Consider the following 25,059-nt stretch of genomic DNA (forward strand, 5'->3'; position numbering starts at 1 on the left):
TTTTATCATGCCGAAAGATCATTTATATTCAACTACAGTTACTTGGACGGGCAATAAAGGCTCGGGTACAATGGATTACCGTTCGTACGATCGCGATTATGTAATTTCAGTAAAAGGTAAAGCCGATATTTCAGGATCGTCTGATTCTGCTTTTTTAGGTGATAAATCTAAATATAACCCTGAAGATCTGTTATTGGCCTCAATATCCAGCTGTCATATGCTCTGGTATTTACACTTATGCTCTAAAAACGAGATCGTGGTAATCGATTATAAAGATGAGGCAGTAGGTACAATGGAAGAATCGGCTGATGGAAGTGGACGTTTTAAAGAGGTTACCCTTCATCCACAGGTTTTAATAGCCGATAAGGCACATCACGAACTTGCAGCTTTGCTACATCACGAGGCAAATAAGATGTGTTTTATTGCCAATTCATTAAATTTTCCGGTTAAACACGAACCTACTTGTAAAGCAGAAAACGGTTAACAGCTTTCAGTTTGCAATTTTCAATTGGCAGTTAACTACAAACTGTTAACTGCCAACTGAGAACTGAGTTATTTGTTTTCCCAAACATTATCTTTTGGCGTAGCATCTACATAAATGCCATTATCTAAAGCAATTGACTTTATTTTTTTAGCTGTATTCACTGTTACATTCACCGCTTTCTGGTTTGCTTTCCAAATCGCCGGCGTTTTATGAATCGTTTCAGTTTTTCCATTGGTATAAGTAACCACTACATCAAAAGGAATAACAAAGCCACCAATATTTTTAATGGTTACGGTCGATTTCCCTTTTGCAGGTGTTACTTTGGTTATGGCTAGATCAAGATAGTTGTTGGTGAAAAACCAATTCTGGAAAAACCAGTTTAAATTTTGTCCAGATCCGGCATTCATGGAGTTAAAATAATCCCATGGAATAGGATGTTTGCCATTCCAGTTGCTCATATAGGTATGCAATGCTTTTTTAAATAGCTCATCACCCAGCATATCTTTTAAGGCCAGGTAAGATAATGAAGCCTTTCCATAGGAGTTATTCCCATAACCCGAACCCGAAACCTGATCGGACATGGAAATTACCGGTTGATCTTCTTCTGTCGATTTATCATTAATATATTTATTTACCCTAAAGTTTTTGTAAAACTTATCAGCAGCCTCTTTGCCGTGTTCTGCAATACCGATTAAATATTCGAATGTTGTCGCCCAGCCCTCGTCCATATAGGCATAACGGGTTTCGTTAATGCCCATGTAAAAGGGGAAGTAGGTATGTGCTACTTCATGGTCTTGAACCAATTGTGCAAAAACAGGATCGCCAAATTGAGAATCGTTAACCATCATCGGATATTCCATGTCGGCAAAGCCTTGAAAAGCAATTGTTTTAGCATAGGGATAGGGGATGCCCGGCCAATTGTTAGAGAACCAATTTAAAGCATTAAGGTTGTATTTAACCGAGTTGATAAAATCTGTTCCGGTAGTTGGATTGTAGGCAGCCTGGGCACTTGCACGGCGGTTGGTCTTTTTATCTACAATCACACTGGCGCCATCCCAAACATAATGGTTGCTCAAAGCAAAAGTAACATCGGTAATGTGCTTTACTGCAAATTTCCAGGTGTTCCAGTCTTTTTGTAAGGTTACTTTGCCATCTTTCATTTCCTGTTCGGTAGCAATGTGGATTACCTCATCACCGTTGTATGATTTTTTTAAACGTGCAGAAATTTCTGGTTGTAACACTTCATCTGGATTCAGGAAATCGCCTGTTGCATAAACCACATAGTTTTTGGGCGCTCTGATTGCGAATTCGTAATCATTAAAGTCGTTGTAAAACTCGGCTCTATCGGTGTGTGGAATGCGGTCCCAGCCGTTATAATCATCATACACGGAGATACGCGGATAACTATAAGCCACAAAAAATGAGTTTGGATCAATCTGCCCCTCTCGACCACTTTCTTTGGATAGGGGGTAATCCCACTCTATTTTAACCGCAATTTTCGATTTTGGTAGCAATGGCTTGTTCAGCTTTACATTGCCAACTGTTCCCCAGTCTTTACTGTCGACTTTATAAGTTTCACCATCAACAGAAAAGGAGATGATGTTTAAGCCTGTGCTCAAAAAATCTTCGCTCACGGCACCACCTCTCGGTGAGGTTGGTTTGTGCAGGTTGTTTACAAAGCGAATGGCCAAAGTTTTTAAAGTATCGGTGCTGTTGTTGCTGTACAAAATTTCTTCTTTGCCGCTCACTACTTTGGTTTTGGCATCTACCTTAATATCCATGTTGTATTTACCATGGTTTTGCCAATAGTTAGGGCCAGGTTTTCCGTTCATAGCACGGGTGCCCTTTGCATATGCTGCTTTTATATTTCTAGGCATATAAAGTTCCTGGGCAGAAACAGTATAACCACCCAAACAAATGAGTAGGGCAATAGATAATAACTTTTTCATTTTTACGAATAATTTTAGCTAAAAATATAACTTATGATTGAATTTTGGATAAGTGTATAAATGAATGTTACCATTGGGGTGATTCTTGCATATAATTATTATAAGGAACGAATGTGTTAATCTTTATTTTAAGGCCTAATTAATGCCTGAAATTAACCTTGAGCGTCATAAAAGGTTAAAATATTGATCGCTTGTTAATTTTTTATTTGCTTTTGTAATTTCCACATTTTATCTTCGTTATAATTGAAGCAAGACTATGTAGCAAACCAACTATATAGTCTTGTTTGTTTTTTATAGCGTTTGAATAAAATTAATAGAGCAATGACAGAGGTAACATACTACACCCAAGAGGGGTTAGATAAATTAAAAGAGGAAGTTCATTATTTAACAACCACCGGTCGTCAGCTAATATCTAAAGCAATTGCAGAAGCAAGGGATAAAGGTGATTTATCGGAGAATGCAGAGTACGATGCTGCTAAAGAAGCGCAGGGTCTGCATGAAGCAAAAATTTCAAAATTAAAGAATACGTTGGCAAACGCACGTTTAATTGATGAGTCTAAATTGGATTTATCGAAAGTACTTGCTTTATCGATTGTTAAAATAAAAAATGTTAAAAACGGTGCTACCATGACTTATCAGTTGGTAGCTGAAACAGAAGCAGATTTAAAAACAGGAAAAATTTCTGTTAAATCGCCAATTGCACAAGGTTTGTTAGGTAAATCGGTAGGCGAGTTCGCCGAAATCGAAGTGCCGGCAGGTAAAATGCAGTTCGAAGTTTTAGAAATATCGAGATAAGCGGATAGCGTTTGGTGGTAAGCGGTTAATACGCCTTTCGCCAAACGCTTAACCCTAACCGCCCAGTCCTTACACCCTACACCTTTAACCCTACACCTTAATGACTGTTTTTTCAAAAATTGTTGCAGGCGAAATCAGTGCACATGTTGTTGCTGAAACCGTAGAATATTTAGCGTTTTTAGATGTTCAGCCTTTAACGGCGGGGCATGTTTTGGTTATTCCGAAAATTGAAACCGATTATATCTTCGATATGGAAGAAGATCTGTATGTTGGCCTTTGGATGTTCGCTAAAATTGTAGCTAAAGGTGTAAAAATAGCTTTCCCTTGCAAAAAAGTAGGTGTTTCGGTTATTGGATTGGAAGTTCCGCATGCTCATATTCATTTAATACCAATGAATAATGTAAGCGACATGAACTTTAGTAAAGAAAAATTAAAGCCAACCAGCGAGGAGTTGGCTGAGGCTGCCGAAAAAATTAAACAAGCCTTATTAGAAGTATAAAAAAGGCCGGCTGTGAAAACACCAGCCGACCATTCTACCCGCCTAACTCAAATATTTTTATTGCGCTGGGGCAACTGTAGCATTTAGCTGTAATACCGGCCAAGTTAAACCTGGCCCTTTTCCAATTACTATGCCATTGTTATCGCTTCTTTTTAGATCTGATACCCAGTAGTATAATGGCCATCCTTTATAAGTTAACTGTTTTTTGCCAATTGTAGCCACAGTAATTACGCCAACATCGGCTTTTGCAACAGCCGAGGGCACATTAAGCACTTCAGATTCATACACCGGCCAAATACCTTCTTGTGTAGCACTCTTGGTATATGTATTTACACCATTTTTGTCTGGTGCAAAAGCGTACAAGGTACGGCCTTTGCTATCGGTTAGGTAAATGGTGTTGCCATTGCCTACAGCATAAGTACTGGTATAATTGGTGTTGTTCCCGAACAATTGTGCATTGGCCAACATTAACGAATAATCAGGTTTAGCCACAAACCATATTCCACCAACACCATCGCCCTTAACATCTCCTTTTGCAACGTCGCTAGCGAAGTAATAAAGTGGATAACCACGGTAAGTGCTTTGTTTACGGCCATCGGCACGGGTAACCTCTCCAACTTCTGCTTTGTTCAGGTTTAAATCGGTGCTGGCATCGGCTGAGTAATAAAGTGGCCATGCGGTTTCGCAACCACCGGTACAGGTTGGTACGCCTGCAGCATCAGATGCAAAAAAGTATAAGGTTTTACCATCTTTATCAGTTAGCACCGATCCGAATTTGGCATCAGTTGCCAATTGAATTCCCTTATTGTTATTGGGTGGTGTTGTAGGTTCGTCTGAATTATTTTTTTTGCAGGCACTAAACACCATGGCTATGCACAATGCAGCCAATAGATTTCTTTTTAAGTAGATTAGCATAAGATTTTTGTTTTTAGTTTTAACTTTAATCATTAATATGCTGCTATTACGCCGTCAGGTAGTAAATGGTTGCTTGTTGAAAACAGAATTTTAGCATAACCAAACGAATTATAATTATTTTAAAGAAAATACTTTTTTGAGGCAACCTTTTGTAATTTCTTACCGTAATCTATTTTGAAAGGAGAACCTGTGACCGCTAGCCGCGATAGTGAAGATATTATACAAAAGTATATTCAAGGATGCGTTAGAAATGAAAGGGATAGTCAAAAGGCACTATACAAACATTTCTATAGCTTTGCTATGGGAATTTGTTTGCGTTATGCAAACGATCGGCTGGATGCTGCAGGGATACTGAACGATGGCTTTTTTAAGGCCTTTAAAAATATAACCAAATATGAAACTTCGAAGGCCTTTTTGCCTTGGCTCGGTCGGATAATAACCAATACTGCCATTGATTATTATCGTGCCAATTTAAAGTTTGCCGATCATGTAGATATTCAGGATCACGAAAATATTGCACACACAAACTCTGTGTACGATAAATTGGCCTATCATGATTTGTTAGCATTGGTTCAAAACCTAAGTCCGGCTTATCGAACGGTTTTTAACCTTTTCGCTATAGATGGCTATAGCCATGAGGAAATTGCTGAAATGCTGGGAATATCGATAGGAACATCAAAGTCGAACCTGTTTAAGGCACGACAGAAATTACAGGAAATGCTAAAAGCTACAGATGCGAAAACTTACCAGGTAAGGAGTTCGGAGGTAGACAGAAACCTTTTACAGGTGAGGTTAAATACAAACATGCAATGAGAGCGGGAAAAGATATAGATAAATTATTTAAGGATGGATTGGAAAATCCTGATCTTCCTTTTAATGATTTAGATTGGGATAATCTGGAGGAGAGATTGCATCCAACACCTAAGAGGAGGGTTGTACCTATTATTTGGCTCACTGCGGCAGCTGCAGTAGCCGCAATGTTATTAGTTGTATTTTTATTGGTTAAACCGAATAGTGACCAGTCAAAAAACAATTCACTGGTGAAAACACCGCACAAAAATGAGAATAACAAACCTTTAAATAATGAAGGCGGTTTAATCGAAAAGCCAACCAACAATGATTCGTCAACCAAGGATAGGGGAGAAAGTTTATTGACAGATAATAATAAAGGAGAGGGAAATAGCAAAGATCAAAAATTAACCAAGACGGGATTTGTCCACGATATTTTCCCAAAAGTTATTGAGACAGGTAATAGTAGTAATAATAACCTTTTAGCGGATGTGATTTATAATCCAGAAATTAATACTGAAACCAAACTTGTAGAATTTGAAAAACAAAATCTTGTAACTGAGCCTATTCGAGGCAAAATGCCAAGAATTAAAGACCCAATTTTTAAGAGAAAACCACGATTTGTGTTGAGCATTCTGGCTGCACCCGATTTAACCAGTGTGCAAAAATCGGGACAAAGTAGTTTAAGTGGCAGTTTTGGGGTAGAAGCTACGCTTTTCTTAACAAAGAAATTAAGTGTTACTACCGGGGCAGCCTATGCTAAGAAAATTTACGACTCAGATTTTAGCCAATACAACCCTAACAGCAATTATGTTTTTAAGGCAAGTCCAGCAAATATTCACGCCAATTGCGATGTAATTGATATTCCAATTAATGTGAACTATAAGGTTTTTGATGGTCGTAGAAATTCGATTTCAGTGAGTACAGGTTTATCTAGTTATTTAATGTTGAAAGAGAAATACAGCTATTCTTATAATGGAGATTATCAAGGCCCTCAAAGCTACGAAGTCAGAAACCAGAATCAGCATTATTTAGGTATAGCCAATGTTGGTATTGAGTTTCAACACAAAATAAATAATAATTTAAGCATTAGTGCTAAACCTTTTATGAAAATCCCATTAACCAATATTGGTTACGGAAATTCTAAATTATCATCAACAGGTGTGGCTGTTTCGTTAAATATGAATTTATTTGGCAGGAAGAATTAATCGTGTTTTAACCAAATATTAAAATAATACGTCTTGAATTTCTGGCGTTTTATCAAAAACACTTTTTGCAAATGGACAAAGCGGGAGAATTTTCATCTTGTTTTCTCTGGCATAATTTACAGCAGCCAGCACTAACTTTTTCCCTACACCTTTGCCCGCAAAATCCTGATTTACTTCGGTATGGTCAATAATGAATTTTCCTGGGCCAGCCCAAACATATGCCATAACGCCTGCTTGTAAGCCGTTTTCTAAGGCTTCGAACTGCCCTTTCTTTTCGTTGTTAATCTGTTGTATTTCCATTAGGGTTTATTTCTTGATCTTTGGATTTTGATCTGGCAAAGGCACAAAACCTGTTTCTCCGGGAACGGGTTTAAAGCTTTGTTCCAGCCATTTAGTTTTGGCTTTTTCAATCAGTTCTTTGTCAGATGCAACAAAGTTCCAGTAAATGAAACGCTCTTCTGGAAAGGGTTCGCCTCCGAAAATATAAACCGTGGTGTTTTCGTGCATGGTAAATTCGCACAGTTTGGCGTCGTTGGCAATTAAAATTAAACGTGGCTCAAAAATATTCCCTTCACTTTCAATTGCACCCTCTAGAATGTAAAGTGCACTTTCGCCAAACAGGTAATCGCCAATATTTAGCTTTTGCTGCTTGGTACTTTTCAATTCTAGAAAATATAATGGGCTATACACTGGAACCGGAGATTTATAGCCAAAAGCTTCTCCTGCGATTAACTTAAAACTTACATCATCTTCTGTCCAGCTTGGAATGTCTGCCCCCTCTACATGACAGAACTCAGGGTCCATTTGTTCCAAATCTTTAGGTAAAGCTACCCAGATTTGCAAGCCATGGAGCATTTTATCGGTATGGCGAAGATATTCGGGGGTTCTTTCCGAATGTACAATGCCGCTGCCCGAAGTCATCCAGTTTACCTGTCCGGGTTTAATTACAATATTTGAACCTAAACTGTCTTTATGTGTAATTTCACCTTCAAATAAAAAAGTTAAAGTAGATAAACCGATATGGGGATGAGGTGGAACATCGAGATTTTCGTGATCGCTCATTGCAGCTGGGCCCATATGGTCGATAAAAGAAAAAGGCCCAACCATACGTTTCTCTCTGAAAGGCAGGAGTCTGCCAACCATAAAATTTCCAATATTTGCTGGCCTTTCTTCGATAATGAGTTTAATGTTCGACATGATCTGATTAAATTTTTAATGAGGTGAATTTAAGGAAAAAGGGTGGAATTTAGATTGAAATTCTATTCTTCACGTCATTTCGAGCGAAGTGCAACGAAGTCGAGAAATCTGTCTCAATGGATCTCTAGACTGAAGCGCAGCGAAGTCGAGATGACGAAACCTCATTATCAAGAAAGGGCCGTGTTTTGGTTTTTTGGAAAGCAGTTGCAGAAGCTTTTGGGTTGTGGTAGTCCCGCTCCCGCTTCTGCCAATTTTGAAGGAAATCGGCATCTCGCTTTGATCGGGTTTAGGTGGCTAGGGCATTGCTACTGTCAGAAGTAAAATAAACCCGACCGACAGCGTTATCCCGGCTTTTCCAGTCGGATTAAGCAAAGGGCGGGGCTGGAGCAACCGAAGTAATACGGGTACTGCTTTTCAAATTATCAAGAAAATTTCCGTGCCCTCTGTGCTTCCGTGGCAGAAAAATTATTTCTAAACTCATTATGTTAACAGCTGACGGTGCAAGTAGATCTCTCCATTTCACTGCGTTTCAACCGATTCGCCATCGGATCGGGATGACGATGCATCCTTATTAAAAAAGCATCCCTTTCGAGATGCCTTTCTAAACTTAAAAAGAAAAAATATGGTTTTATACCAATTCCATTAAAGCTTCTTTGCTAAAACCTTTCAATTCTTCGGTAAGGTTGTTTTTAATTTTCTCTACCCAGTTCGGGTCTGCTAAAAGCGGACGGCCAACGGCTACTAAATCGAAATCGCCGCGGTCCATTCTGCGCACCAGTTCATCTAATGAGCTAGGCTGTGAACTCTGGCCTGCGAAAGCACCAAAGAAATCGCCATCCAAACCAACTGAGCCCACTGAGATTGTAGCTTTTCCGGTTACTTTTTTAGCCCAACCTGCAAAATTTAAGTCAGAACCTTCAAATTCAGGCTCCCAGAACCGGCGTTGCGAACAATGGAAAATATCAATTCCGGCTTCGGCCAATGGTGTTAACCACTGTTCCATTTCCTGTTCGTTTTTAGCCAGTTTAAAATCGTAGGCAGCAGGTTTAAATTGTGATAAGCGGATAATTAGCGCAAAATCTTCTCCAACCCTTTTACGTACTTCTTTAATTACTTCAACACCAAAACGGGTACGTTCGGCTAAGGTTTTGCCGCCATAAATATCGGTACGGTTGTTTGTGCCCTCCCAAAAAAACTGATCGATCAGGTATTGGTGTGCGCCATGTATTTCAACAGTATCAAAACCCAGGGCTTTGGCATCTGCCGCCGCCTGGCCAAAAGCCGCAATGGTATCTGCAATGGCTGCATCAGTCATCGGTACGCCGTTTTCGAAACCTGGCTTGTTTAGGCTTGATGGACCTTCGAAAGGTGTGCTTGGTAACCAGCCTGATGCATGGTTATCCATAATGCCCTGGTGCCAGATCTGTGGTCCCATTTTACCACCAGCCTGGTGTACACTTTTAATTACGTTTTCCCAGCCTGCTAAAGCTTCAGTACCGTAAAAATGTGGAATGTTAGGATCTGCAGAAGAAGAAGGACGGTTAATTACGGTTCCTTCTGATAAAATTAAACCCACTTCACCAGCAGCTCTTTTTGCATAATAGCTAGCCACATCGGCTGTTGGCACGCCACTTGGGGAAAATGACCTCGTCATTGGGGCCATTACTATTCTGTTTTTGATATTTAATGTTTTAAGGCTAAAAGGCCTGAATAAACTATCTGTGTTCATATATTTCTAAATTATAATTCGGTATTGATGATTTCGCTTAATTTTTCTAAGCCTTCTTTATTGCGTTTGTAATAAGTCCATTGGCCCAAGCGCGTTGAACTGATTAAATCGGCACGCTGTAAAATAGACAGGTATTCGGAAATTGTACTTTGTGATAAACCACTTTTAAGTTGAATCTGCCCAACACAAACACCTACGTTTTCAAAATCGGCATTGGGCTGCTCCGGAAAATGTAGCTCAGGCGCTTTTAACCAGCCTAAAATCTGTAAACGTGTTTTGTTTGAAAGGGCTTTGAATATTTCTACTTGATCCATGGCGCAAATGTATATCGACTTTTCTCGATATGCCAATTAAAAGATCAAAGTTTACAATTGGATGTAAAACTTAATGATGGGTAAAAATAAAGTATGGTGCGCGCTGAAAAGTTTTGTGCACTATCTTATCTAAAATTCCAATAGAAAGGTCGTCATTGCGAGGAACGAAGCAATCTTACAACCAACGCTAGCAGCGCGCATTAAGATTGCTTCGTTCAGTAAAAAATCGGTTTCGCAAAGACGATCTGGTGAGGAAGGCTAATTCTAAAGATTCTTCGCTTTGCTCAGAATGACAAAGATATATGCAAAAAGATATATGCAAGGGGCAAAAAACAGCCAAAAAAGAACGGGGATAAATCATACCGACCTATCCCCGTCATCTAAATTAACGCTCTCATATATATAAACAACCAAAAAGGTGATTTATTATATTTGATGTAAAATATTTTTTTATTTTTTTGCTGTCGGCTTTTTTGCTGCTGCTTTTACTTTCTTTTCAGCTACTGGAGCCTCTTCGGTTGCTTCTGCTTTTTTCTTTGCAGGCGCCTTAGATTTTTTAACTTCTACAGTCGGTTCTTCAATTGCTTCTGCTTTCTTTTTAGCAGGTGCTTTTGCTTTTTTAACCTCGGCAGGCACTTCTTCAGCTACAGCTTCTTTCTTCTTGGCTGGAGCTTTCGCTTTTTTAGCTTCGGTAGCTGGTGCTTCAACAACCGGTTCTTCTTTAACCTCTACTGCTTTCGGAGCATGATCTTGTTGGAGATAGTTTGCCAGGATCTGTCGTAAATATACCTCTGGTTTCGGCATATTGATGATGGTTCCAGGTTCTTTATCCTGAGATTGTTTAATATAAGCTGATTTTATTTTGCCCCAATCTTTAGAGTAAAGTCTGATAAACATCTCTACAAATTGTTCGTCTGTATATTTTTTAGGCAACCTACCCAGCACTGCCTGAATTTTTTCTTCTTTTTTATGTAATACCGCCATCGATTTTATTTTGTACAAAGATAGCCGAATTTTATCATTATCAGTTTTTTGCTTTTTTTGGTAAAATGAATAGTATATAAAAATAAATTTGGCGGCCTAAAGTGAGGTCGCCATTTCTGCTTTAACCAATTCGCTTCTTCTGTTTTTAACCAACCGTTCGCGATGTTTTAATCCCCAATCCCTAAGCTCATCAATTACTCTTTCAAGTGATTCACTATAAGGGGTAAGCTCGTAAGTTACGGTAACCGGAGTGGTAGAAAATACTTTCCGGATCACAAATTCATTTAATTCTAAATCTTTAAGTTCTTTCGATAGTATTTTGGGCGTAATTTCTCCAAGTGATTTTTGGATCTCATTAAAACGCAGTGGTCCTTCTTGCAGAGAAATAATCAGGGGAAGTTTCCACTTACCATTTAACACATAGAGCGCATCTTTTACCGCATTTAAACTTGCTGTACAGGTTTCTAGATTACGGTGTTCTTTTCTTGGTCCCATAATACAAAGGTATAAGCTTTCGTAAAGGATAGTACTATCCTTTGGGATACTAGTATCATTTAGATAGTAAAACTACATAAGTTTGCATTAAAAAAATAATATGAAAACAAAAACAATCAAAATTATTTACTGGATATCTACAGCTTTAGTTTCGTTAATGATGACTTTCTCGGCCTATTCTTACCTGACTAATGAAACCATTAAGCAGGCTTTTCATCATTTAGGCTTTCCTGATTATTTTAGGGTAGAATTAGCGGTTGCGAAAATTTTAGGTGCTGTTTTATTATTGTTACCCATAAAAGGGCAATGGAAAGAATGGGCATACGCAGGTTTCGCATTTACATTTGTTTCAGCATTTATAGCGCATACCGCTTCGGGCGATCCCATCAATAACCGTGTCGGGCCGGTTGTATTTTTAATCGTGTTATTGCTATCGTATTTTACCTATCACAAGGCGAAGGTAGCATCTGTTTAGCTGAGCCGGTGAGATTTTTAGGTGCATATAAAACGATTTAGCTGTGTTTGCAACAAATTAATTGATGAAGTCGGATCTTTTAGCTTTTTATTTTAATTTAGGTAATATGCGCACATTTACCAAATATTCTGGCCTGTTTTTAATCTTTGTGGTAGCTATTTTTTCTGCTTTTATTGATAAGCCTAAACCAAAGAAAGTTGCTGATAAAAGACCCAATATCATTGTTATCCTTGCCGATGATCTGGGTTTTTCTGATATCGGTTGTTATGGCGGAGAAATTAAAACACCAAATATTGATTATCTGGCTAGCCAGGGTGTTCGCTTCAAAAATTTTTATAATACTTCTCGTTGCTGTCCAACACGTGCAGCCTTGTTAACCGGGCTTTACAACCATAACGCTGGCATTGGCGAAATGACTACCGATCGTGGATTAGAAGGATATCGTGGTGCCATTAGCAAAAATACAGTTACACTGGCAGAGGTTTTAAAAGGCGCTGGATACAGGACGGCAATGTCTGGTAAATGGCATGTTGCGAATACCATAGAACAACCTACACCACAAGCACAGCTGGATTGGCTAAACCATAAAACGTCCTTTCCTTTATTTTCTCCCATCGATCAATATCCAACCAGCAGAGGCTTTGAGAAGTTTTTCGGGACGCTTTGGGGCGTGGTGGATTTTTTTGATCCTTTTAGCCTGGTAAGTGGCACAACGCCAATTAAAAACGTGCCCAAAGATTATTACCATACGGATGCCATTAATGATACAGCCGCTACTTACATCCGCGAATTTAGCAAAGGTGATAAGCCATTTTTTCTCTATGTAGCTGAAAATGCGCCGCATTGGCCATTGCAGGCAAAGCCAGAAGATATCGCTAAATATAAAGATACCTACAAAGTTGGCTGGGATGCTATTCGTGAGGCGAGGTATAAGCGAATGGTAGCGATGGGATTGATCGATCCTAAAACGGCTCCTTTATCTCCACGCAAATCGACCATGAAATGGGATGATAATTCTACAAAAGCATTTGATGAAATGGCGATGGCTGTACACGCAGCAATGATTGATCGGATGGATCAAGGCATTGGGCGGATTATTAAAGCCCTAAAAGAAACCAATCAATTGGATAATACATTGATTGTGTTTTTGAGCGATAATGGTGCAAGTCCTGAAGATGCGATGCGCTATGGGCCAGGTTTCGACCGTCCAAGTGAAACAAGAACTGGCGAAAAGATTGCCTATCCCATTTATAAAAAAGTAATGCCGGGGCCTCAAACCAGTTATACCTCAATCGGGCCAATCTGGGCAAATGTAGCCAATACACCCTATCAACTGGCAAAAGCACAATCTTACGAAGGTGGTGTGCATACGCCAATGATCGCTTTCTGGCCAAAAGGCATTGCTGTCAAAAAAGGCAGTTATAGCAATCAAACAGGACATGTAATGGATTTTATGAGCACTTTTGTAGAACTTGCCAACGCAAAGTATCCCAGCAGCTACAAGGGCAATACCATTAAGCCAATGCAAGGCGTGAGTTTGGTGCCTGCTTTAAAAGGAAAGCTATCAAAAGGACACGAGATCCTGTTTAACGAACATTTTAATGCCAGTTTTGTACGCTCTGGCGACTGGAAAATGGTTAACCTTTCCAGCGATTCTACCTGGCATCTCTATAACATCAAAAATGATCAGACCGAATTGAACGATGTTGCGGCTCAACATCCTGATCAGGTAAAAGAACTAAATGCCAAATGGCAGGCATGGGCTAAAGAAAATTATGTTTTGCCAAAAAGTAAGTGAACTTAATATTATTGAATGGGTTTTAAGCTTTAAGATAAAATGTTAAAACATAGGTGGAATCTTTATTTTTTCCACCCTTTCTGCATTTTTTTATAAGCCTTTTTACTGATTTTTGATTTCTTTTTCGATCGTGATTTCCCTTTTTTCTTTCGGGCATTGATGTTATTAACAAGGGAGTTTTTAACACCCAACTTATTTTTTTTCTTGCCTTTCTTTTTGTCTTTCTTCTTTTTCGCTTTTTTCTTTTCTTTCGCCATAACGCATGTATTTAATTATTAGTTAACAGCAGATTGTGGTTAAAAGTTCTCATAAAGTAAGTTGAGCTTTTAAACAAAGTAAATTGAGCCACTAAGCAAAGCTTCCGCTTGTCATTCACACTACCTTTGATTCATAAAAAAATAGAAAATGAAAAAAGTTTGGTTTATAACAGGTAGCTCCCGCGGATTGGGACGTGATCTAACAGCACAAGTACTGGCAAAAGGCGATTTAGTTGCGGCAACAGCAAGAAATACAGCAGCTTTAAAAGATCTTGTAGAAAAATACCCTGATCAGATTTTTCCGATCACTTTAGATGTTACCGATTACGATCAGGTGTATTTGGCAGTAGAATCGGCTGTAGCCCATTTTGGTAAAATAGATGTTTTGGTTAACAATGCCGGTTTTGGTATTGTTGGTGCAGCAGAAGCCTTTACTGAAGAACAGGTGCGCAGTCAGTTGGAAACGAATTTGTATGCACCGATCGAAATCACAAGAGCTGTATTGCCATTTATGCGCAAGCAACGTTCGGGCAGAATTCTTCAAATCAGCTCGATAGGCGGGAGAGTAGGTAATGCTGGGATAAGCATTTACCAGGCTGCAAAGTTTGGGTTGAGCGGCTTTAGTGAAGCCCTGGCAAAAGAGGTATTGGATTTGGGGATTTATGTAACTTGTGTAGAACCTGGCGGTTTCCGTACCGATTGGGCTGGTGCTTCAATGTCATACGCACCTCGTGTTGAAGGGTATGAATCTACCGTAGAAAAACGCTCAGATTTTTTCCAAAGCGGTAATTTTATACCGATGGGCGATCCGCAAAAAGCAGCGAAAGCCATGTTGGCACTGGTAGAAAACCCTGAACCACCGGTACACCTGGTATTTGGAAGTGAAGCCATTGGAATGCTTAAACACGCTGATGCTGCCAGAACTGCCGAAATGGAGAAATGGATGGATGTAAGTTTATCAACAGATCATGATGAGGCTGAGAATTTTTTGAACACTGATCTGGGTAAATCTTTTACAAAGAAATAATTAGTTGCATCGTCATTTCTAGCGGAGTGCAGCGCAGTCGAGAAATTTATTAAAGATCCATCCATATTTGGCGGTACGTCATTCCCAACTTGATTGGGAATCTTAATGCCATTACCAAGGCTTATTTGCATTAAGATCCCCGTCTGCACGGGGATGACGATGTCTCACTATAAATCTATAAATTTGATTAAGATGTCAAATCAAGAGAAACGCCCTAAAATTCTGTATTCCTGCTATGCCCAGAAAAGCAGCGAGGGCGAACAGTTTATTCCTAACCATTCTGTAGGGCTGGTTATTGCCGGAACGTCTGAAATTTTTATCGGTGGAGAAAAATTTGTTTTTTCTGATGGCGATTTCCGTTTTTTCAGGCGGAATCAATTGGCCCGATATACCAAATACCCACCAGCTGGCGGGGAGTTTAAATCCATTAGCATTAACATCGATCAGGATATTCTGCATAGCATCAGCAATGAATATGACCTGCACATGCAAAAGCCGAATCACGATATTAAAGGTCTGGCGTTAGAAGCCAATGGCCTTTTGAAGAATTATATCGAATCGATATGGCCATATTTAGACGGAAATAACGAGTTTAATCAGGCTTTGATCGATTTAAAAGTTAAAGAAGCGGTAATGGTTTTATTGCAGACCAACCCAATATTAAAAGATGTGCTTTTCGATTTTTCGGAACCTGGAAAAATTGATCTGGAAGCCTACATGAACGCGAATTATAAGTTCAATGTAGATATTAACCGATTTGCTTATTTAACGGGCAGGAGTTTGGCCACATTTAAAAGAGATTTTGAAAAGATTTTTAATCTTTCACCCAACCGCTGGCTGCAGAAAAAGCGCTTGAATGATGCCTATTATCTCCTAACCGAAAAAGGCTGGAAATCATCAGATGTGTACCTCGAAGTTGGTTTTAAAGATCTGTCGCATTTCTCGTTCGCTTTTAAAAAAGCTTATGGCATGGCGCCATCAAGGGTAGGTGTTTAGTTACGCTGCTCTCAAAATGTAAAAGCCCCGCATTTAGCAGGGCTTTTTAGAAAAAAATCATTATTAAACCTTTTTTGGAGGAAGATCAAAGGCTATTGCCTCATGCTCAAAATGGCCGTTATGTGCACCATCGCAAAAAGGTTTGTTTTTTGATAAACCACAACGGCAGATCGAAAGTACTTCTCTGCCCTGTAAGCCATAAGTGTTTCCGTTTCTATCTACAATTTCGAAATCGCCCTCAATTTTAACAGAGCCGTTATTGTTAATGGTAAGTTTTGTTTTAGACATGTATGTGTTTGTTTAGTGCAAAACTAAAGCATTGAAATGGTAATTTCTGAACGGTTTTCTATTTAGAAACATTCTCTTCTTGGTCTAAGCCTCTTTTTTAATGACGTAGGCAATCATTTCTGTCCTGATCTCGAAACCCAATTTATGATAAAGTTTAATGGCGCCTTCATTATCATTTCTAACATGTAAAAACGGTATTTCCGAACGGAGCAATATTCTTTTAATCTGTTCTTGTAAAACCTTAAAAGCATAACCTTTGCCTAAATGATCGGGATGGGTGCAAACTGCACTTACTTCACGATAGGGGCTGGGGTAGAACCGGTGTCCGGCCATAGCTGCCAATTTCCCATCAACAAATATGCCTGTGTAATTACTAAGGTTAATGGTTTTGGCCAGAAATGGTCCTGGTTTGGTCAGTTCTACCAAGTCGATCATTTCTGTAACATGTTCCAAATCAAGATCTGTTATTCCGGTTGCATCTGCTGTTGGCATTTCCTTGCCGCGGAAAATAAATTGAAACATGTTGATGTGCGTTAACAATTTCCATTTCTTGGGTATTTCGACTGGTGTTTTTGAGAAAAATACGAAAAGGCTTTCTGCAGGACTGATCTGATAAAGTGTGTTAAGATTTTCCTGTGAATTATCTTTTAAGCCAGCAAATGCGGTGATATCTTCGATATAATATTTTACCTCATTAAGGCCTTTTGAAATATGGCTATGTCCGGATGTTAAGGCATAATAAATTGGATTATCCAATACGTGTTCCATCTCGCAAAGATATTAAATGACTAAGAAGGCAGAAATAAATTTAGATCAAAAAAAGACCAACCTAATCAGCTTGATCTTTTTTTGATTCGGAATCTTAATGTTTAAGATAGTATTGTAAAAATGCTTTACCTGCAGTGGCATCTTTTCTCCAGATCACTAAAGAATCAGTAGTTAACTTCACTACTTCAAAGGAGCGGGCATTATATTTTGTTGCATCTAAATCGATCATGCAATACGGCTGGCCCAATTTCCAGCTACCGTTTAATGGTACACCATCACTAACTACATTATAAGTTAGATCGGTATTTAGCTTAAAATAACCCACTGGATAAACTACGTAAGGGTTAACGATTTGATTTGTATTAGCGAAATAATCGAAGTAAAAAATCTTGGTATTATCCCATTGTTTAGCGAGCTGGGTAATAGACGGGCAGTCGGCAGTTTTGTAGTGCTCAGTATAAACCGTTGTTCCAACGATCCTTTTTACAATTAAGGTGCTGCTTGAGAGACTTAAAATATCATATTGAATGGCAATTGAAGTTACTGCCTTATCGCTCAAAACTAACTGACAGGTTTTCTCATCAATTTTCCAGCTTCCAATCTGCGCCACGTCATTGCTTACTATTTCGTAAGTGCCCTTTGGATCTACTTTTAAAAATCCAACAGGAGAAATAATTTTTGAATTCAGCTTTTTGGTCCTTGCTTCATCACTATAAGTATCTATAGTTGTATAAGTATTGTACCATTTGTAGGCAATATCTAGTTTATAGTTGCAGGGTTCTGGTATACCTTCTTCAATACCTGGTTTACAAGAAGCAATGGTTAATGTTAAAAAAAACATTACCACGCAGTTGAGGAGCGTCGATTTTTTCATTACTTATGATTTTTACAAAACTAGGACTAAATTTCATATTCACAAGTAGCTTAATTACTTATTGGCTTAAAAAAGTTTCCACCAGATGTGCGGTAATCTCAATTGTTTTGTCGCCTATATCCGGATTAAGGTTTTCGCCGATCATAGCGCCATGCACACCAGGTAAAATAACCAATTGCGAATTTGCAATCAATCTCGACATTTTAACCACATGTTCTGGCTTGATCACATCTTTATCTGCCACCATTAAAAGCGCATTGGAAGTAATTCCCCTCAAATCATCGTCGTTCAGGTCGGTAAAATCCAGCATGCGCTGTTTGTCTTTTTCGAACATTGTTTGCAGTGCGTTTTGATCTGGGTTTACTGCTAAAAAAGCTGTTTTCAGCGGCTCTGGCATATGCTCGATGGTTGCATCGCCAAAACCATTGTAAAAGCCATCAATTAAACCTTCGCGTTGATAATTGGCCGAAATGACGATGATTTTGTTTACCATAGCGGGATGGTGTGCTGCGATATGCAAGGTTGTTGTTCCGCCGTTGCTGAAGCCTAGAAAATTGGCTTTTGTTATTTTTAGCTGATTTAATAAAGTGGTTACATCTTTTGCATCCTGCTCAAAAGATTCTGCCTGGTCACGGTCGCTGGTACGCCCGTGTGCCTGAAGTTCAACAGCGATCACCTGACCAGATTTGGCCAAAAAAGGAATAAGTCTGCCGAATGAAGATTGAATGGTAGAACCGCCACCATGTATCAAAACCAACGGAATTTCTCCCTCCCCGTAAATTTCATAATACATGTTAATGCTATTTACCTTTTCGTAGCCTGCTTTTTTATATGTTTCCATCGGTCTTGGGTTTTAATTTTGCTATACAAATCTAAATAAGCTATTGGAAAATAAGGTGCCGATAACAGACAAATTTAGGGTGGTTTGCGCCATTTGGAATATTACTTTTTAAGCTTTTTTACCTTTTTGATATAGGCGCCCAGAAATTGATCGATGCCTGTTGCGGCATATCCCAGTAACCTGGAGTTTTCCCCCAAATCGGAAGAAACTATCGTTGTTTTTTCTCTAATTTGGGTCATGCAATAAGTGTTTATTGCCTGTTGCATGGGTAATGTGATATATTGCTTGGCCCCAGCAATTTTGCCGCTTAAAATAATCAGTTCGGGATTGAACAACTGAATAAGAACAGCTATTCCTTTGCCCATATGAGTGCCGACATTAGAGAGCAGCTGAATGGCGTATTGATCACCTTTATTTGCTGCCTTAATAATCAGTGCAGGTTCAATTCTTTCCAGTTCTTCATTAGAGAGGTTGGTAAGCATGGAGTTTTTGCCCAATAAAATACCTTCTTTTGCCATTTCTGACAGCGCGTTTCCAGATGCAACGGTTTCGAGGCAGCCGTGTTTTCCGCAGTAACAGAGTGCGCCATTCTCCACAAAAGGCATATGGCCCAGTTCGCCTGAGAAACCGCAGTTGCCTTGCCTCAATTTTCCGTCCATTATAATGCCTAAACCCACACCCCAATCCATTAACAATACGAGTACATTCTTTTTGCCCTTAGCTGTTCCGTGGGTAAATTCTGCCATTGATGAGCCATTCACATCGTTTTGGATCACTACAGGTATATTTAGCATTTTTTCAAATGCGGCTGTTAAAGGGATATTTTCATCATCACTTAAGAAATAACTGTAATTTTCTCCCTTTTCAGCATCAATTAAGCCAGGCATACCAACACTACAGCCAATAAACTGCTTGTTTTGAATGCCCGCCGATTTTAAGATATCCTGAAGGTGTGTATGTAAAATATTGAAAAAATCAGTCCTGCTTTTTGAAATAGGCACCGAAATGGTTTTAACATCCAGCACAAAATTATAATTGTTGTCAATAATGGCTATTCGGGTATGAAATAACTCAATGTCTATACAGAGAACCAGAATCTTTTTATCCTTTAAACGATAAAGGTCGGGTTTTCGCCCGCCAATGGATAAACCATACCCTTTCTTTTCTACCCAGCCTTCATCAATCAGGCCAAGCAAAAGCTTCAGAATACTCGGCGTACTCATTTCCATAATTTCGCATAAAGTAGAAACTGAAGATGCTCCTAAATTAAAAAGGTGTTTTATGAGCTTGTGTTTTTGGACCGACTGCTTATCGTTGGTGTTTGATGTTAGGTTATTTAATAGATTAAGATTCATGTTGTTAATTGCACTATTTCGATAAATATAAATAACTTCTATTAAAAATTTATTAAAGTTTTTTTAATACGTAAAGAAATCAACGATGTTTTGTCTTTATAATAATTTCTTATTAACATTAACCTTATAATTTTAATCTAACCAGATCGATAAATCCTATGCTCCAGCATTCTAATGCTTTCGGAACCAAACTATCATATAAGTTTTTTACAACACCAGGAAACAAATGAAAACTAAAGAAGAACCACAAAATGAACAAAACACCAGACGCGATTTTATCAAAAAATCTGCAATTGGCCTGGCAGCATTTACTATTGTCCCAAGGTATGTGTTGGGCGGACAAGGATATCTTGCGCCAAGCGATAAATTAACCAAAGCCGTAATCGGTGTTGGAGGAATGGGTAGAGGCCATTTTGGTTACGAAGGTACCCAGGTCGTAGCCATATGTGATGTTGATCAGAACCACCTTAAACAAGCAGCATCAATGTTAGATAAAGGTGTAAAAACATTTAGTGATTATAGAGAACTGATACAATTACCTGAGGTAGATATTGTACACATTGCAACCCCGCCACACTGGCATGGTATAATGGCTGTAGATGCGGCCAATGCAGGTAAAGATATTTGGTGTGAAAAACCAATGACACATACCATAGGCGAAGGCAAAAGGGTGGTAGAAGCGGTAAAACAGCATGGTAGAATGTTTAGGTTAAATACCTGGTTTAGGTTTAAAGATACTTTTTACGGAATGGGTACTACTGTAAAGCCAATCAAAAAATTGGTAGATAGTGGTCTGTTAGGCTGGCCATTAAAAGTAACCGTAAGTAAACATACCGGCTACGACTGGAAATTTTACTGGGTGGGCAAAGATCATTTAGAACCTCAGCCCGTACCGCCAGAATTAGATTATAATGCATGGTTAGGCCCTGCACCATACAAACCTTACAATGCGCACCGCGTTCACCAAACTTTTAGAGGTTATTGGGATTATGATGGTGGCGGATTAAGTGATATGGGACAACATTATATCGACCCGATTCAATACTTTTTAGGTAAGGATGATACCAACCCAATTTCTGTAGAGGTTGATGCGCCACAACAACATACCGATGCAGTAGGCATTTGGCGCAGGATTACCTATACTTATGCCGATGGCTGCCAGATTATTTTAGACGGTGAAGGTAAAGATACCAATGTACCTTATATAGAAGGGCCAAAAGGTAAATTGTATCCGGGTTTTAAATCAGATATTCCTGATCTGGAACGTAAACTGGCACAATTCCCTGATCCTGATCCTGAAATTGTAGAATTTTCGGAATCGGTAAGGACGAGGAAAAAATTCGCTTTAAATGAAGCGAACGGACACCGTTCATGCAACATTGTAAATATTGGTTTGGCTGCCTTAAGATTGGGAAGATCGTTAAAATTCGACCCGGTTAAGCAAGAATTCGTAGATGATGAGGCTGCTAACAGATTGATTAATCCCGTAATGCGTGCACCATTTTCTATTTAAAACATCTCAAAATGCAAACCATCATGAACAAAAAAATATTATTGGTGCTGTTAACCATTTTAATGCTTACAAATGCATTATTTACGGTGAGGGCCCTGGCTCAAGATAAAAAAGACGAGAGAACTACAACCACACGTATTGCCGATTTATTGGCACAGCTACCCGCTAGAAATGCTGCCCAGCTAGAACGCAATATGAAAGAAGTGGCCGATTTAGGTGAAGAGGGTTACGTAGCCTTAATTAGTGGTTTAACAGCTTCTGAAAAAGGAAACAACGCCCTTATTGAGTATGCAGTAGGTGGTTTTACTGCTTATGCGACCAAAACCGGTCAACAGAATTTAAGGAGCATGGCCATCAATGCTTATTGTAAAGCATTGGCTAAACTAACCGATAAACAGAATAAGGCATTTATCATCAGTCAGTTCGATTTAGTAGGAAATGATGCTGCGGTAGCCTGTTTAACAGATTACCTTACTGACGAACAATTGGCTGATGAAGCATCGAGAGCACTGGCGAAAATTGGGAGTACCTCTGCTACAAATGCATTGGTTAACGGCTTGAGTAAAGCAAACGGTAAAGCAAAAATTGCCATTGTAGAAGCATTAGGGCATACCAATGATAAAGCAGCAGCAACAGCTATTGCACCATTGGCTACCGGAACAGATAAAACATTAATCAAGGTAAGTTTGTATGCCCTGGCAAATATTGGCGATGCATCTGCTAAAGAAATTTTGGTAAAAGCTGCTGAACAGGCAGGTTATAAATACGACCAAACCAATGCGGTTGCGGCTTTATTGGTATACGCACAGAAAAACGTAGTAACAGATAAAACCGGAGTAGAAACGATAGCCAAAACAATATTAGAAAAAGCAATGGCTGATGATCAGGTAAACGAGCGTACTGCGGCCTTAAAATTACTTTCGGCAACACAGACTGACCAACAGGCCTTGTTAGCTGCCATGGCAGATAAACAGTTCGAATTTCGTGCGGCTGCGGTTAAATTAGCTGCCGATGGCGTAAATGATACCAATAGTGCAGCCTGGGTAAGCCAGTTAAAAAAGGTTGATGCCCCAACTCAGGTTTCTATTTTAGATATGCTGGGCAATAGCAAAGCAAAATCTGCATTGCCAGCCGTACTCAAACTAATTAAAAGCGACGATGAGCAGGTAAAACTGGCTGCAATAAATACCGCCGTAAAACTTGGACAGGAAGAGGTTATAGACGATCTGTTGAAGTTAATGAGCAAAGGAGATACAGCAGATATTGCGGGCATTTCTAATGGTATTTTAAGAATAAAAGGCGAAAGTGTAGCCACTAAAGTTGGCGCTTATCTTCCGAAAGCTAAACCAGAAGTACAGGTTGCCTTGATTAATATTTTAGCTGCCCGTGCAGCAACCAGCCAAACGGAAGTTATTTATACCGCATTAAACAGTAAAAAACCTGAAGTAAGAAAAGCAGCATACCTTTCATTGCAAAATGTAGCAGTAGCTGAAAATAAAGCACAATTATTTGATCTTTTAAATAAAACCACCGATGCCGGCGAACTTACTGCTGTACAAGATGCCATTATTGCTTCGGTAAAAGGATCAACAGATAAAGCGGCACAAGCCAATGCCATTCTTCAGCAAATGAGCAATACACCTGCTGATAAGAAATTGTTGTTTTATAAGGTGTTGGGCAGTTTAGGTGGTGAGCAATCGTTAAAATCGGTTTCAGAAGCGTATGCCACAGGCGATGACGCCACCAAAAAAGCTGCAATTGAAGCACTTTCTTCATGGTCGGATGCAGGCTCAACAGATGCATTGATCAGCATTGCGCGTACCACCACCAATCCAGATTTTTTGAACCAGGCGATTGTGGGTTACTTAACTTTAGTAAGAAATACAAAGTATCCGGCTGAGCAACGTTTACTACTATTGCGCAACGCGATGGCAGTGGCTAAAACACCAGCACAACAACAGCAGATTCTTAAAGATACCGAACAGGCCAAATGTTTTAATGCGATTGTATTTGCAGGTCAATATTTGGATAATGCTACTTTACAACAGGCTGCGGCAAACGCAGTGATGAATATTACCATGGCCGGAACTTACAATGGCGACATTGTAAAGGGCTTGCTAAATAAAACCATTGCCGTAATTACCGGAGGCGATGCAGGTTATCAGAAAGAAGGCATGCGTAAGTATATTTCTGAAATGAAAGTTGGCGAAGGCTTTGTTCAGGTTTTTAACGGCAAAGATTTATCTGGCTGGAAAGGGCTGGTGGCCGATCCGATCAAAAGATCGAAAATGGATGAAAAAACCTTAGCTGAAGCGCAAATAAAAGCTGATGCCGAAGCAAAGGAAAGCTGGAAAGTAATCAACGGTGAACTACAGTTTCAGAGTCATGGCAATAACCTTGCTACGGTTAAAAAATATGGCGATTTTGAAATGTTGGTAGACTGGAAAATCATCGACGATAAAAAAGGAGAAGGTGATGCGGGTATTTACCTGCGCGGTACGCCACAGGTACAGATCTGGGATCTTGCCCGTACAAAAGTTGGTGCCCAGGTTGGTTCTGGTGGTTTGTACAACAATCAAACGAACGAAAGTAAACCGCTTAAAGTAGCCGATAACAAGTTAGATGAATGGAATACATTCAGAATCTTAATGAAGGGCGACCGTGTTACCGTTTATCTGAACGGACAATTGGTGACCGATAATGTGATTTTGGAGAACTATTGGGACAGAAGTTTGCCGATCTTTGCAGAAGAGCAGATCGAACTGCAGGCGCATGGGTCGCCGGTAGCTTACCGCGATATCTACATCAAAGAAATTCCCCGCCCAAAACCTTTTGAGCTGAGTGCACAAGAGAAAAAAGAAGGTTATAAAGTATTGTTCGATGGAACCAATATGCACAGCTGGACCGGTAATACTACTGATTACGTTATCGAAGATGGAAACATCGCTATCCGGCCAAAACCAGGTAAAGGATCAGGCGGTAATTTATTCACCAAAGAAGAATTCAGTGATTTTGTTTACCGTTTCGAATTTCAGCTCACTCCAGGTGCAAACAACGGTTTAGGAATCAGAGCTCCTTTAGAAGGTGATGCTGCTTACGCCGGTATGGAACTGCAGATCCTGGATAACGATGCACCGATTTATAAAGACCTGAAAGCGTACCAGTATCATGGTTCGGTTTATGGCACTATCGCTGCCAAAAGAGGGTTTTTAAAACCTACGGGAGAGTGGAACTATGAAGAAGTGATTGCCAAAGGATCGAAGATCAAAGTAATTTTAAACGGTACCGTAATTTTAGATGGCGATATCGAACCATTTAAGAAAAACGGCACACCAGACCATAAAGAACACCCGGGTTTATTACGTGAAAGTGGACATATCGGCTTCTTAGGTCATGGCTCTCCTGTTCAGTTCCGCAACATCAGGATTAAAGATCTGAGCAAGAAAGCGCCAGCTCAAAAAGAAACTGGTACAAAAATTACAGGTAAAAAGAAATAAGTTAATTTAGCA

The 25,059-nt window shown here is 39.4% G+C and carries 25 protein-coding genes; 11 read left to right on the forward strand and 14 right to left on the reverse strand.

What is annotated here, in order from left to right; all coding sequences use genetic code 11:
* The first annotated feature begins 7 nt into the window (after positions 1 to 7).
* Positions 8 to 484 carry an OsmC family protein gene (locus tag ACTJKN_RS12010; protein WP_440825245.1) on the forward strand — a complete coding sequence of 159 codons (477 nt, stop codon included), beginning with the start codon at positions 8 to 10 and terminating at the stop codon, positions 482 to 484.
* Between the two features lie 68 nt (positions 485 to 552).
* On the opposite strand, the gene ACTJKN_RS12015 is transcribed toward ACTJKN_RS12010, so the two are convergent.
* Positions 553 to 2,433, reverse strand: a complete 1,881-nt coding sequence (locus ACTJKN_RS12015; protein ID WP_440825247.1) for a M1 family metallopeptidase — start codon at positions 2,431 to 2,433, stop codon at positions 553 to 555.
* Positions 2,434 to 2,754: 321 nt separating this feature from the next.
* Here ACTJKN_RS12015 and greA point away from each other — a divergent pair, with 321 nt between their 5' ends.
* Positions 2,755 to 3,228 carry a transcription elongation factor GreA gene (gene greA, locus ACTJKN_RS12020; RefSeq protein WP_029276724.1) on the forward strand — a complete coding sequence of 158 codons (474 nt, stop codon included), beginning with the start codon at positions 2,755 to 2,757 and terminating at the stop codon, positions 3,226 to 3,228.
* A 100-nt stretch (positions 3,229 to 3,328) separates the two neighbouring features.
* Complete coding sequence (locus ACTJKN_RS12025) at positions 3,329 to 3,727, forward strand: HIT family protein (RefSeq protein WP_029276725.1); 399 nt, start codon at positions 3,329 to 3,331, stop codon at positions 3,725 to 3,727.
* Positions 3,728 to 3,784: 57 nt separating this feature from the next.
* Here the strand turns inward: ACTJKN_RS12025 and ACTJKN_RS12030 are convergent, their stop codons facing one another.
* Positions 3,785 to 4,642 (reverse strand): hypothetical protein, encoded by an 858-nt coding sequence (locus tag ACTJKN_RS12030; RefSeq protein ID WP_440825249.1) that lies wholly within the window; start codon positions 4,640 to 4,642, stop codon positions 3,785 to 3,787.
* Positions 4,643 to 4,816: 174 nt separating this feature from the next.
* Between ACTJKN_RS12030 and ACTJKN_RS12035 the strand changes: the two genes are divergently transcribed.
* Entirely contained in the window at positions 4,817 to 5,455 is a 639-nt protein-coding gene (locus tag ACTJKN_RS12035; RefSeq protein ID WP_245224491.1) for an RNA polymerase sigma factor, read from the forward strand.
* Positions 5,456 to 5,493: 38 nt separating this feature from the next.
* Positions 5,494 to 6,639, forward strand: a complete 1,146-nt coding sequence (locus ACTJKN_RS12040; RefSeq protein WP_440825251.1) for an outer membrane beta-barrel protein — start codon at positions 5,494 to 5,496, stop codon at positions 6,637 to 6,639.
* 18 nt (positions 6,640 to 6,657) lie between these two features.
* Here ACTJKN_RS12040 and ACTJKN_RS12045 read toward each other — a convergent pair whose 3' ends face one another.
* The 6 genes from ACTJKN_RS12045 to ACTJKN_RS12070 all read right to left on the reverse strand — a co-directional run bounded on the left by ACTJKN_RS12045 (position 6,658) and on the right by ACTJKN_RS12070 (position 11,358).
* Positions 6,658 to 6,939, reverse strand: coding sequence for a GNAT family N-acetyltransferase (locus ACTJKN_RS12045; RefSeq protein ID WP_230142325.1), 282 nt, complete (start codon positions 6,937 to 6,939; stop codon positions 6,658 to 6,660).
* Between the two features lie 6 nt (positions 6,940 to 6,945).
* Positions 6,946 to 7,836: a pirin family protein gene (locus ACTJKN_RS12050; RefSeq protein WP_440825254.1), complete on the reverse strand. Its 891-nt coding sequence runs from the start codon at positions 7,834 to 7,836 to the stop codon at positions 6,946 to 6,948.
* A gap of 628 nt (positions 7,837 to 8,464) precedes the next feature.
* Positions 8,465 to 9,565: an NADH:flavin oxidoreductase gene (locus ACTJKN_RS12055; protein WP_440825256.1), complete on the reverse strand. Its 1,101-nt coding sequence runs from the start codon at positions 9,563 to 9,565 to the stop codon at positions 8,465 to 8,467.
* A gap of 11 nt (positions 9,566 to 9,576) precedes the next feature.
* Complete coding sequence (locus ACTJKN_RS12060; protein ID WP_029276735.1) at positions 9,577 to 9,879, reverse strand: ArsR/SmtB family transcription factor; 303 nt, start codon at positions 9,877 to 9,879, stop codon at positions 9,577 to 9,579.
* A 450-nt stretch (positions 9,880 to 10,329) separates the two neighbouring features.
* The gene (locus ACTJKN_RS12065) at positions 10,330 to 10,863 is read right to left on the reverse strand and encodes a hypothetical protein (protein ID WP_440825258.1); all 534 of its coding nucleotides are present in this window, start codon (positions 10,861 to 10,863) and stop codon (positions 10,330 to 10,332) included.
* A 96-nt stretch (positions 10,864 to 10,959) separates the two neighbouring features.
* Complete coding sequence (locus ACTJKN_RS12070) at positions 10,960 to 11,358, reverse strand: winged helix-turn-helix transcriptional regulator (protein ID WP_440825260.1); 399 nt, start codon at positions 11,356 to 11,358, stop codon at positions 10,960 to 10,962.
* 100 nt (positions 11,359 to 11,458) lie between these two features.
* On the opposite strand from ACTJKN_RS12070, the gene ACTJKN_RS12075 reads away from it, so the two are divergent.
* Positions 11,459 to 11,833, forward strand: a complete 375-nt coding sequence (locus ACTJKN_RS12075; protein WP_440825262.1) for a DoxX family protein — start codon at positions 11,459 to 11,461, stop codon at positions 11,831 to 11,833.
* 106 nt (positions 11,834 to 11,939) lie between these two features.
* A complete protein-coding gene (locus tag ACTJKN_RS12080) occupies positions 11,940 to 13,631 on the forward strand; it encodes an arylsulfatase (protein WP_440825264.1) in 1,692 nt (563 codons plus the stop codon).
* A gap of 62 nt (positions 13,632 to 13,693) precedes the next feature.
* Here the strand turns inward: ACTJKN_RS12080 and ACTJKN_RS12085 are convergent, their stop codons facing one another.
* Entirely contained in the window at positions 13,694 to 13,888 is a 195-nt protein-coding gene (locus tag ACTJKN_RS12085; protein ID WP_440825266.1) for a hypothetical protein, read from the reverse strand.
* Between the two features lie 148 nt (positions 13,889 to 14,036).
* On the opposite strand from ACTJKN_RS12085, the gene ACTJKN_RS12090 reads away from it, so the two are divergent.
* Both ACTJKN_RS12090 and ACTJKN_RS12095 read left to right on the forward strand, forming a co-directional pair.
* A complete protein-coding gene (locus tag ACTJKN_RS12090; RefSeq protein ID WP_440825268.1) occupies positions 14,037 to 14,915 on the forward strand; it encodes an oxidoreductase in 879 nt (292 codons plus the stop codon).
* Positions 14,916 to 15,107: 192 nt separating this feature from the next.
* On the forward strand, positions 15,108 to 15,911 hold the full coding sequence (locus ACTJKN_RS12095; RefSeq protein WP_440825269.1) for a helix-turn-helix domain-containing protein: 804 nt from the start codon (positions 15,108 to 15,110) through the stop codon (positions 15,909 to 15,911).
* A gap of 63 nt (positions 15,912 to 15,974) precedes the next feature.
* On the opposite strand, the gene ACTJKN_RS12100 is transcribed toward ACTJKN_RS12095, so the two are convergent.
* From ACTJKN_RS12100 to ACTJKN_RS12120, 5 genes are all read right to left on the reverse strand, one after another.
* Positions 15,975 to 16,199, reverse strand: a complete 225-nt coding sequence (locus ACTJKN_RS12100; protein ID WP_086548824.1) for a CDGSH iron-sulfur domain-containing protein — start codon at positions 16,197 to 16,199, stop codon at positions 15,975 to 15,977.
* Positions 16,200 to 16,283: 84 nt separating this feature from the next.
* Positions 16,284 to 16,967: a GNAT family N-acetyltransferase gene (locus ACTJKN_RS12105; RefSeq protein WP_440825270.1), complete on the reverse strand. Its 684-nt coding sequence runs from the start codon at positions 16,965 to 16,967 to the stop codon at positions 16,284 to 16,286.
* Positions 16,968 to 17,061: 94 nt separating this feature from the next.
* On the reverse strand, positions 17,062 to 17,841 hold the full coding sequence (locus ACTJKN_RS12110) for a hypothetical protein (protein ID WP_440825271.1): 780 nt from the start codon (positions 17,839 to 17,841) through the stop codon (positions 17,062 to 17,064).
* A gap of 58 nt (positions 17,842 to 17,899) precedes the next feature.
* Positions 17,900 to 18,682, reverse strand: coding sequence for an alpha/beta fold hydrolase (locus ACTJKN_RS12115; protein WP_440825273.1), 783 nt, complete (start codon positions 18,680 to 18,682; stop codon positions 17,900 to 17,902).
* Between the two features lie 101 nt (positions 18,683 to 18,783).
* Entirely contained in the window at positions 18,784 to 20,037 is a 1,254-nt protein-coding gene (locus ACTJKN_RS12120) for an ROK family protein (protein WP_440825274.1), read from the reverse strand.
* 226 nt (positions 20,038 to 20,263) lie between these two features.
* On the opposite strand from ACTJKN_RS12120, the gene ACTJKN_RS12125 reads away from it, so the two are divergent.
* Both ACTJKN_RS12125 and ACTJKN_RS12130 read left to right on the forward strand, forming a co-directional pair.
* Positions 20,264 to 21,550 (forward strand): Gfo/Idh/MocA family oxidoreductase, encoded by a 1,287-nt coding sequence (locus ACTJKN_RS12125; protein WP_440825276.1) that lies wholly within the window; start codon positions 20,264 to 20,266, stop codon positions 21,548 to 21,550.
* Positions 21,551 to 21,573: 23 nt separating this feature from the next.
* The gene (locus ACTJKN_RS12130; protein ID WP_440825278.1) at positions 21,574 to 25,047 is read left to right on the forward strand and encodes a DUF1080 domain-containing protein; all 3,474 of its coding nucleotides are present in this window, start codon (positions 21,574 to 21,576) and stop codon (positions 25,045 to 25,047) included.
* Positions 25,048 to 25,059: the final 12 nt, after the last annotated feature.

The sequence above is a fragment of the Pedobacter sp. 22163 genome (assembly GCF_052045595.1).
Classification (GTDB): Bacteria; Bacteroidota; Bacteroidia; order Sphingobacteriales; family Sphingobacteriaceae; genus Pedobacter.

Coding starts and splice junctions, on each gene's coding strand:
- ACTJKN_RS12010 (WP_440825245.1), top strand. CDS start 8: ATGCCGAAAGATCATTTATATTCAACTACAGTTACTTGGACGGGCAAT.
- ACTJKN_RS12015 (WP_440825247.1), bottom strand. CDS start 2,433: ATGAAAAAGTTATTATCTATTGCCCTACTCATTTGTTTGGGTGGTTAT.
- greA (WP_029276724.1), top strand. CDS start 2,755: ATGACAGAGGTAACATACTACACCCAAGAGGGGTTAGATAAATTAAAA.
- ACTJKN_RS12025 (WP_029276725.1), top strand. CDS start 3,329: ATGACTGTTTTTTCAAAAATTGTTGCAGGCGAAATCAGTGCACATGTT.
- ACTJKN_RS12030 (WP_440825249.1), bottom strand. CDS start 4,642: ATGCTAATCTACTTAAAAAGAAATCTATTGGCTGCATTGTGCATAGCC.
- ACTJKN_RS12045 (WP_230142325.1), bottom strand. CDS start 6,939: ATGGAAATACAACAGATTAACAACGAAAAGAAAGGGCAGTTCGAAGCC.
- ACTJKN_RS12050 (WP_440825254.1), bottom strand. CDS start 7,836: ATGTCGAACATTAAACTCATTATCGAAGAAAGGCCAGCAAATATTGGA.
- ACTJKN_RS12055 (WP_440825256.1), bottom strand. CDS start 9,565: ATGAACACAGATAGTTTATTCAGGCCTTTTAGCCTTAAAACATTAAAT.
- ACTJKN_RS12060 (WP_029276735.1), bottom strand. CDS start 9,879: ATGGATCAAGTAGAAATATTCAAAGCCCTTTCAAACAAAACACGTTTA.
- ACTJKN_RS12065 (WP_440825258.1), bottom strand. CDS start 10,863: ATGGCGGTATTACATAAAAAAGAAGAAAAAATTCAGGCAGTGCTGGGT.
- ACTJKN_RS12070 (WP_440825260.1), bottom strand. CDS start 11,358: ATGGGACCAAGAAAAGAACACCGTAATCTAGAAACCTGTACAGCAAGT.
- ACTJKN_RS12075 (WP_440825262.1), top strand. CDS start 11,459: ATGAAAACAAAAACAATCAAAATTATTTACTGGATATCTACAGCTTTA.
- ACTJKN_RS12080 (WP_440825264.1), top strand. CDS start 11,940: ATGCGCACATTTACCAAATATTCTGGCCTGTTTTTAATCTTTGTGGTA.
- ACTJKN_RS12085 (WP_440825266.1), bottom strand. CDS start 13,888: ATGGCGAAAGAAAAGAAAAAAGCGAAAAAGAAGAAAGACAAAAAGAAA.
- ACTJKN_RS12090 (WP_440825268.1), top strand. CDS start 14,037: ATGAAAAAAGTTTGGTTTATAACAGGTAGCTCCCGCGGATTGGGACGT.
- ACTJKN_RS12095 (WP_440825269.1), top strand. CDS start 15,108: ATGTCAAATCAAGAGAAACGCCCTAAAATTCTGTATTCCTGCTATGCC.
- ACTJKN_RS12100 (WP_086548824.1), bottom strand. CDS start 16,199: ATGTCTAAAACAAAACTTACCATTAACAATAACGGCTCTGTTAAAATT.
- ACTJKN_RS12105 (WP_440825270.1), bottom strand. CDS start 16,967: ATGGAACACGTATTGGATAATCCAATTTATTATGCCTTAACATCCGGA.
- ACTJKN_RS12110 (WP_440825271.1), bottom strand. CDS start 17,841: ATGAAAAAATCGACGCTCCTCAACTGCGTGGTAATGTTTTTTTTAACA.
- ACTJKN_RS12115 (WP_440825273.1), bottom strand. CDS start 18,682: ATGGAAACATATAAAAAAGCAGGCTACGAAAAGGTAAATAGCATTAAC.
- ACTJKN_RS12120 (WP_440825274.1), bottom strand. CDS start 20,037: ATGAATCTTAATCTATTAAATAACCTAACATCAAACACCAACGATAAG.
- ACTJKN_RS12125 (WP_440825276.1), top strand. CDS start 20,264: ATGAAAACTAAAGAAGAACCACAAAATGAACAAAACACCAGACGCGAT.
- ACTJKN_RS12130 (WP_440825278.1), top strand. CDS start 21,574: ATGAACAAAAAAATATTATTGGTGCTGTTAACCATTTTAATGCTTACA.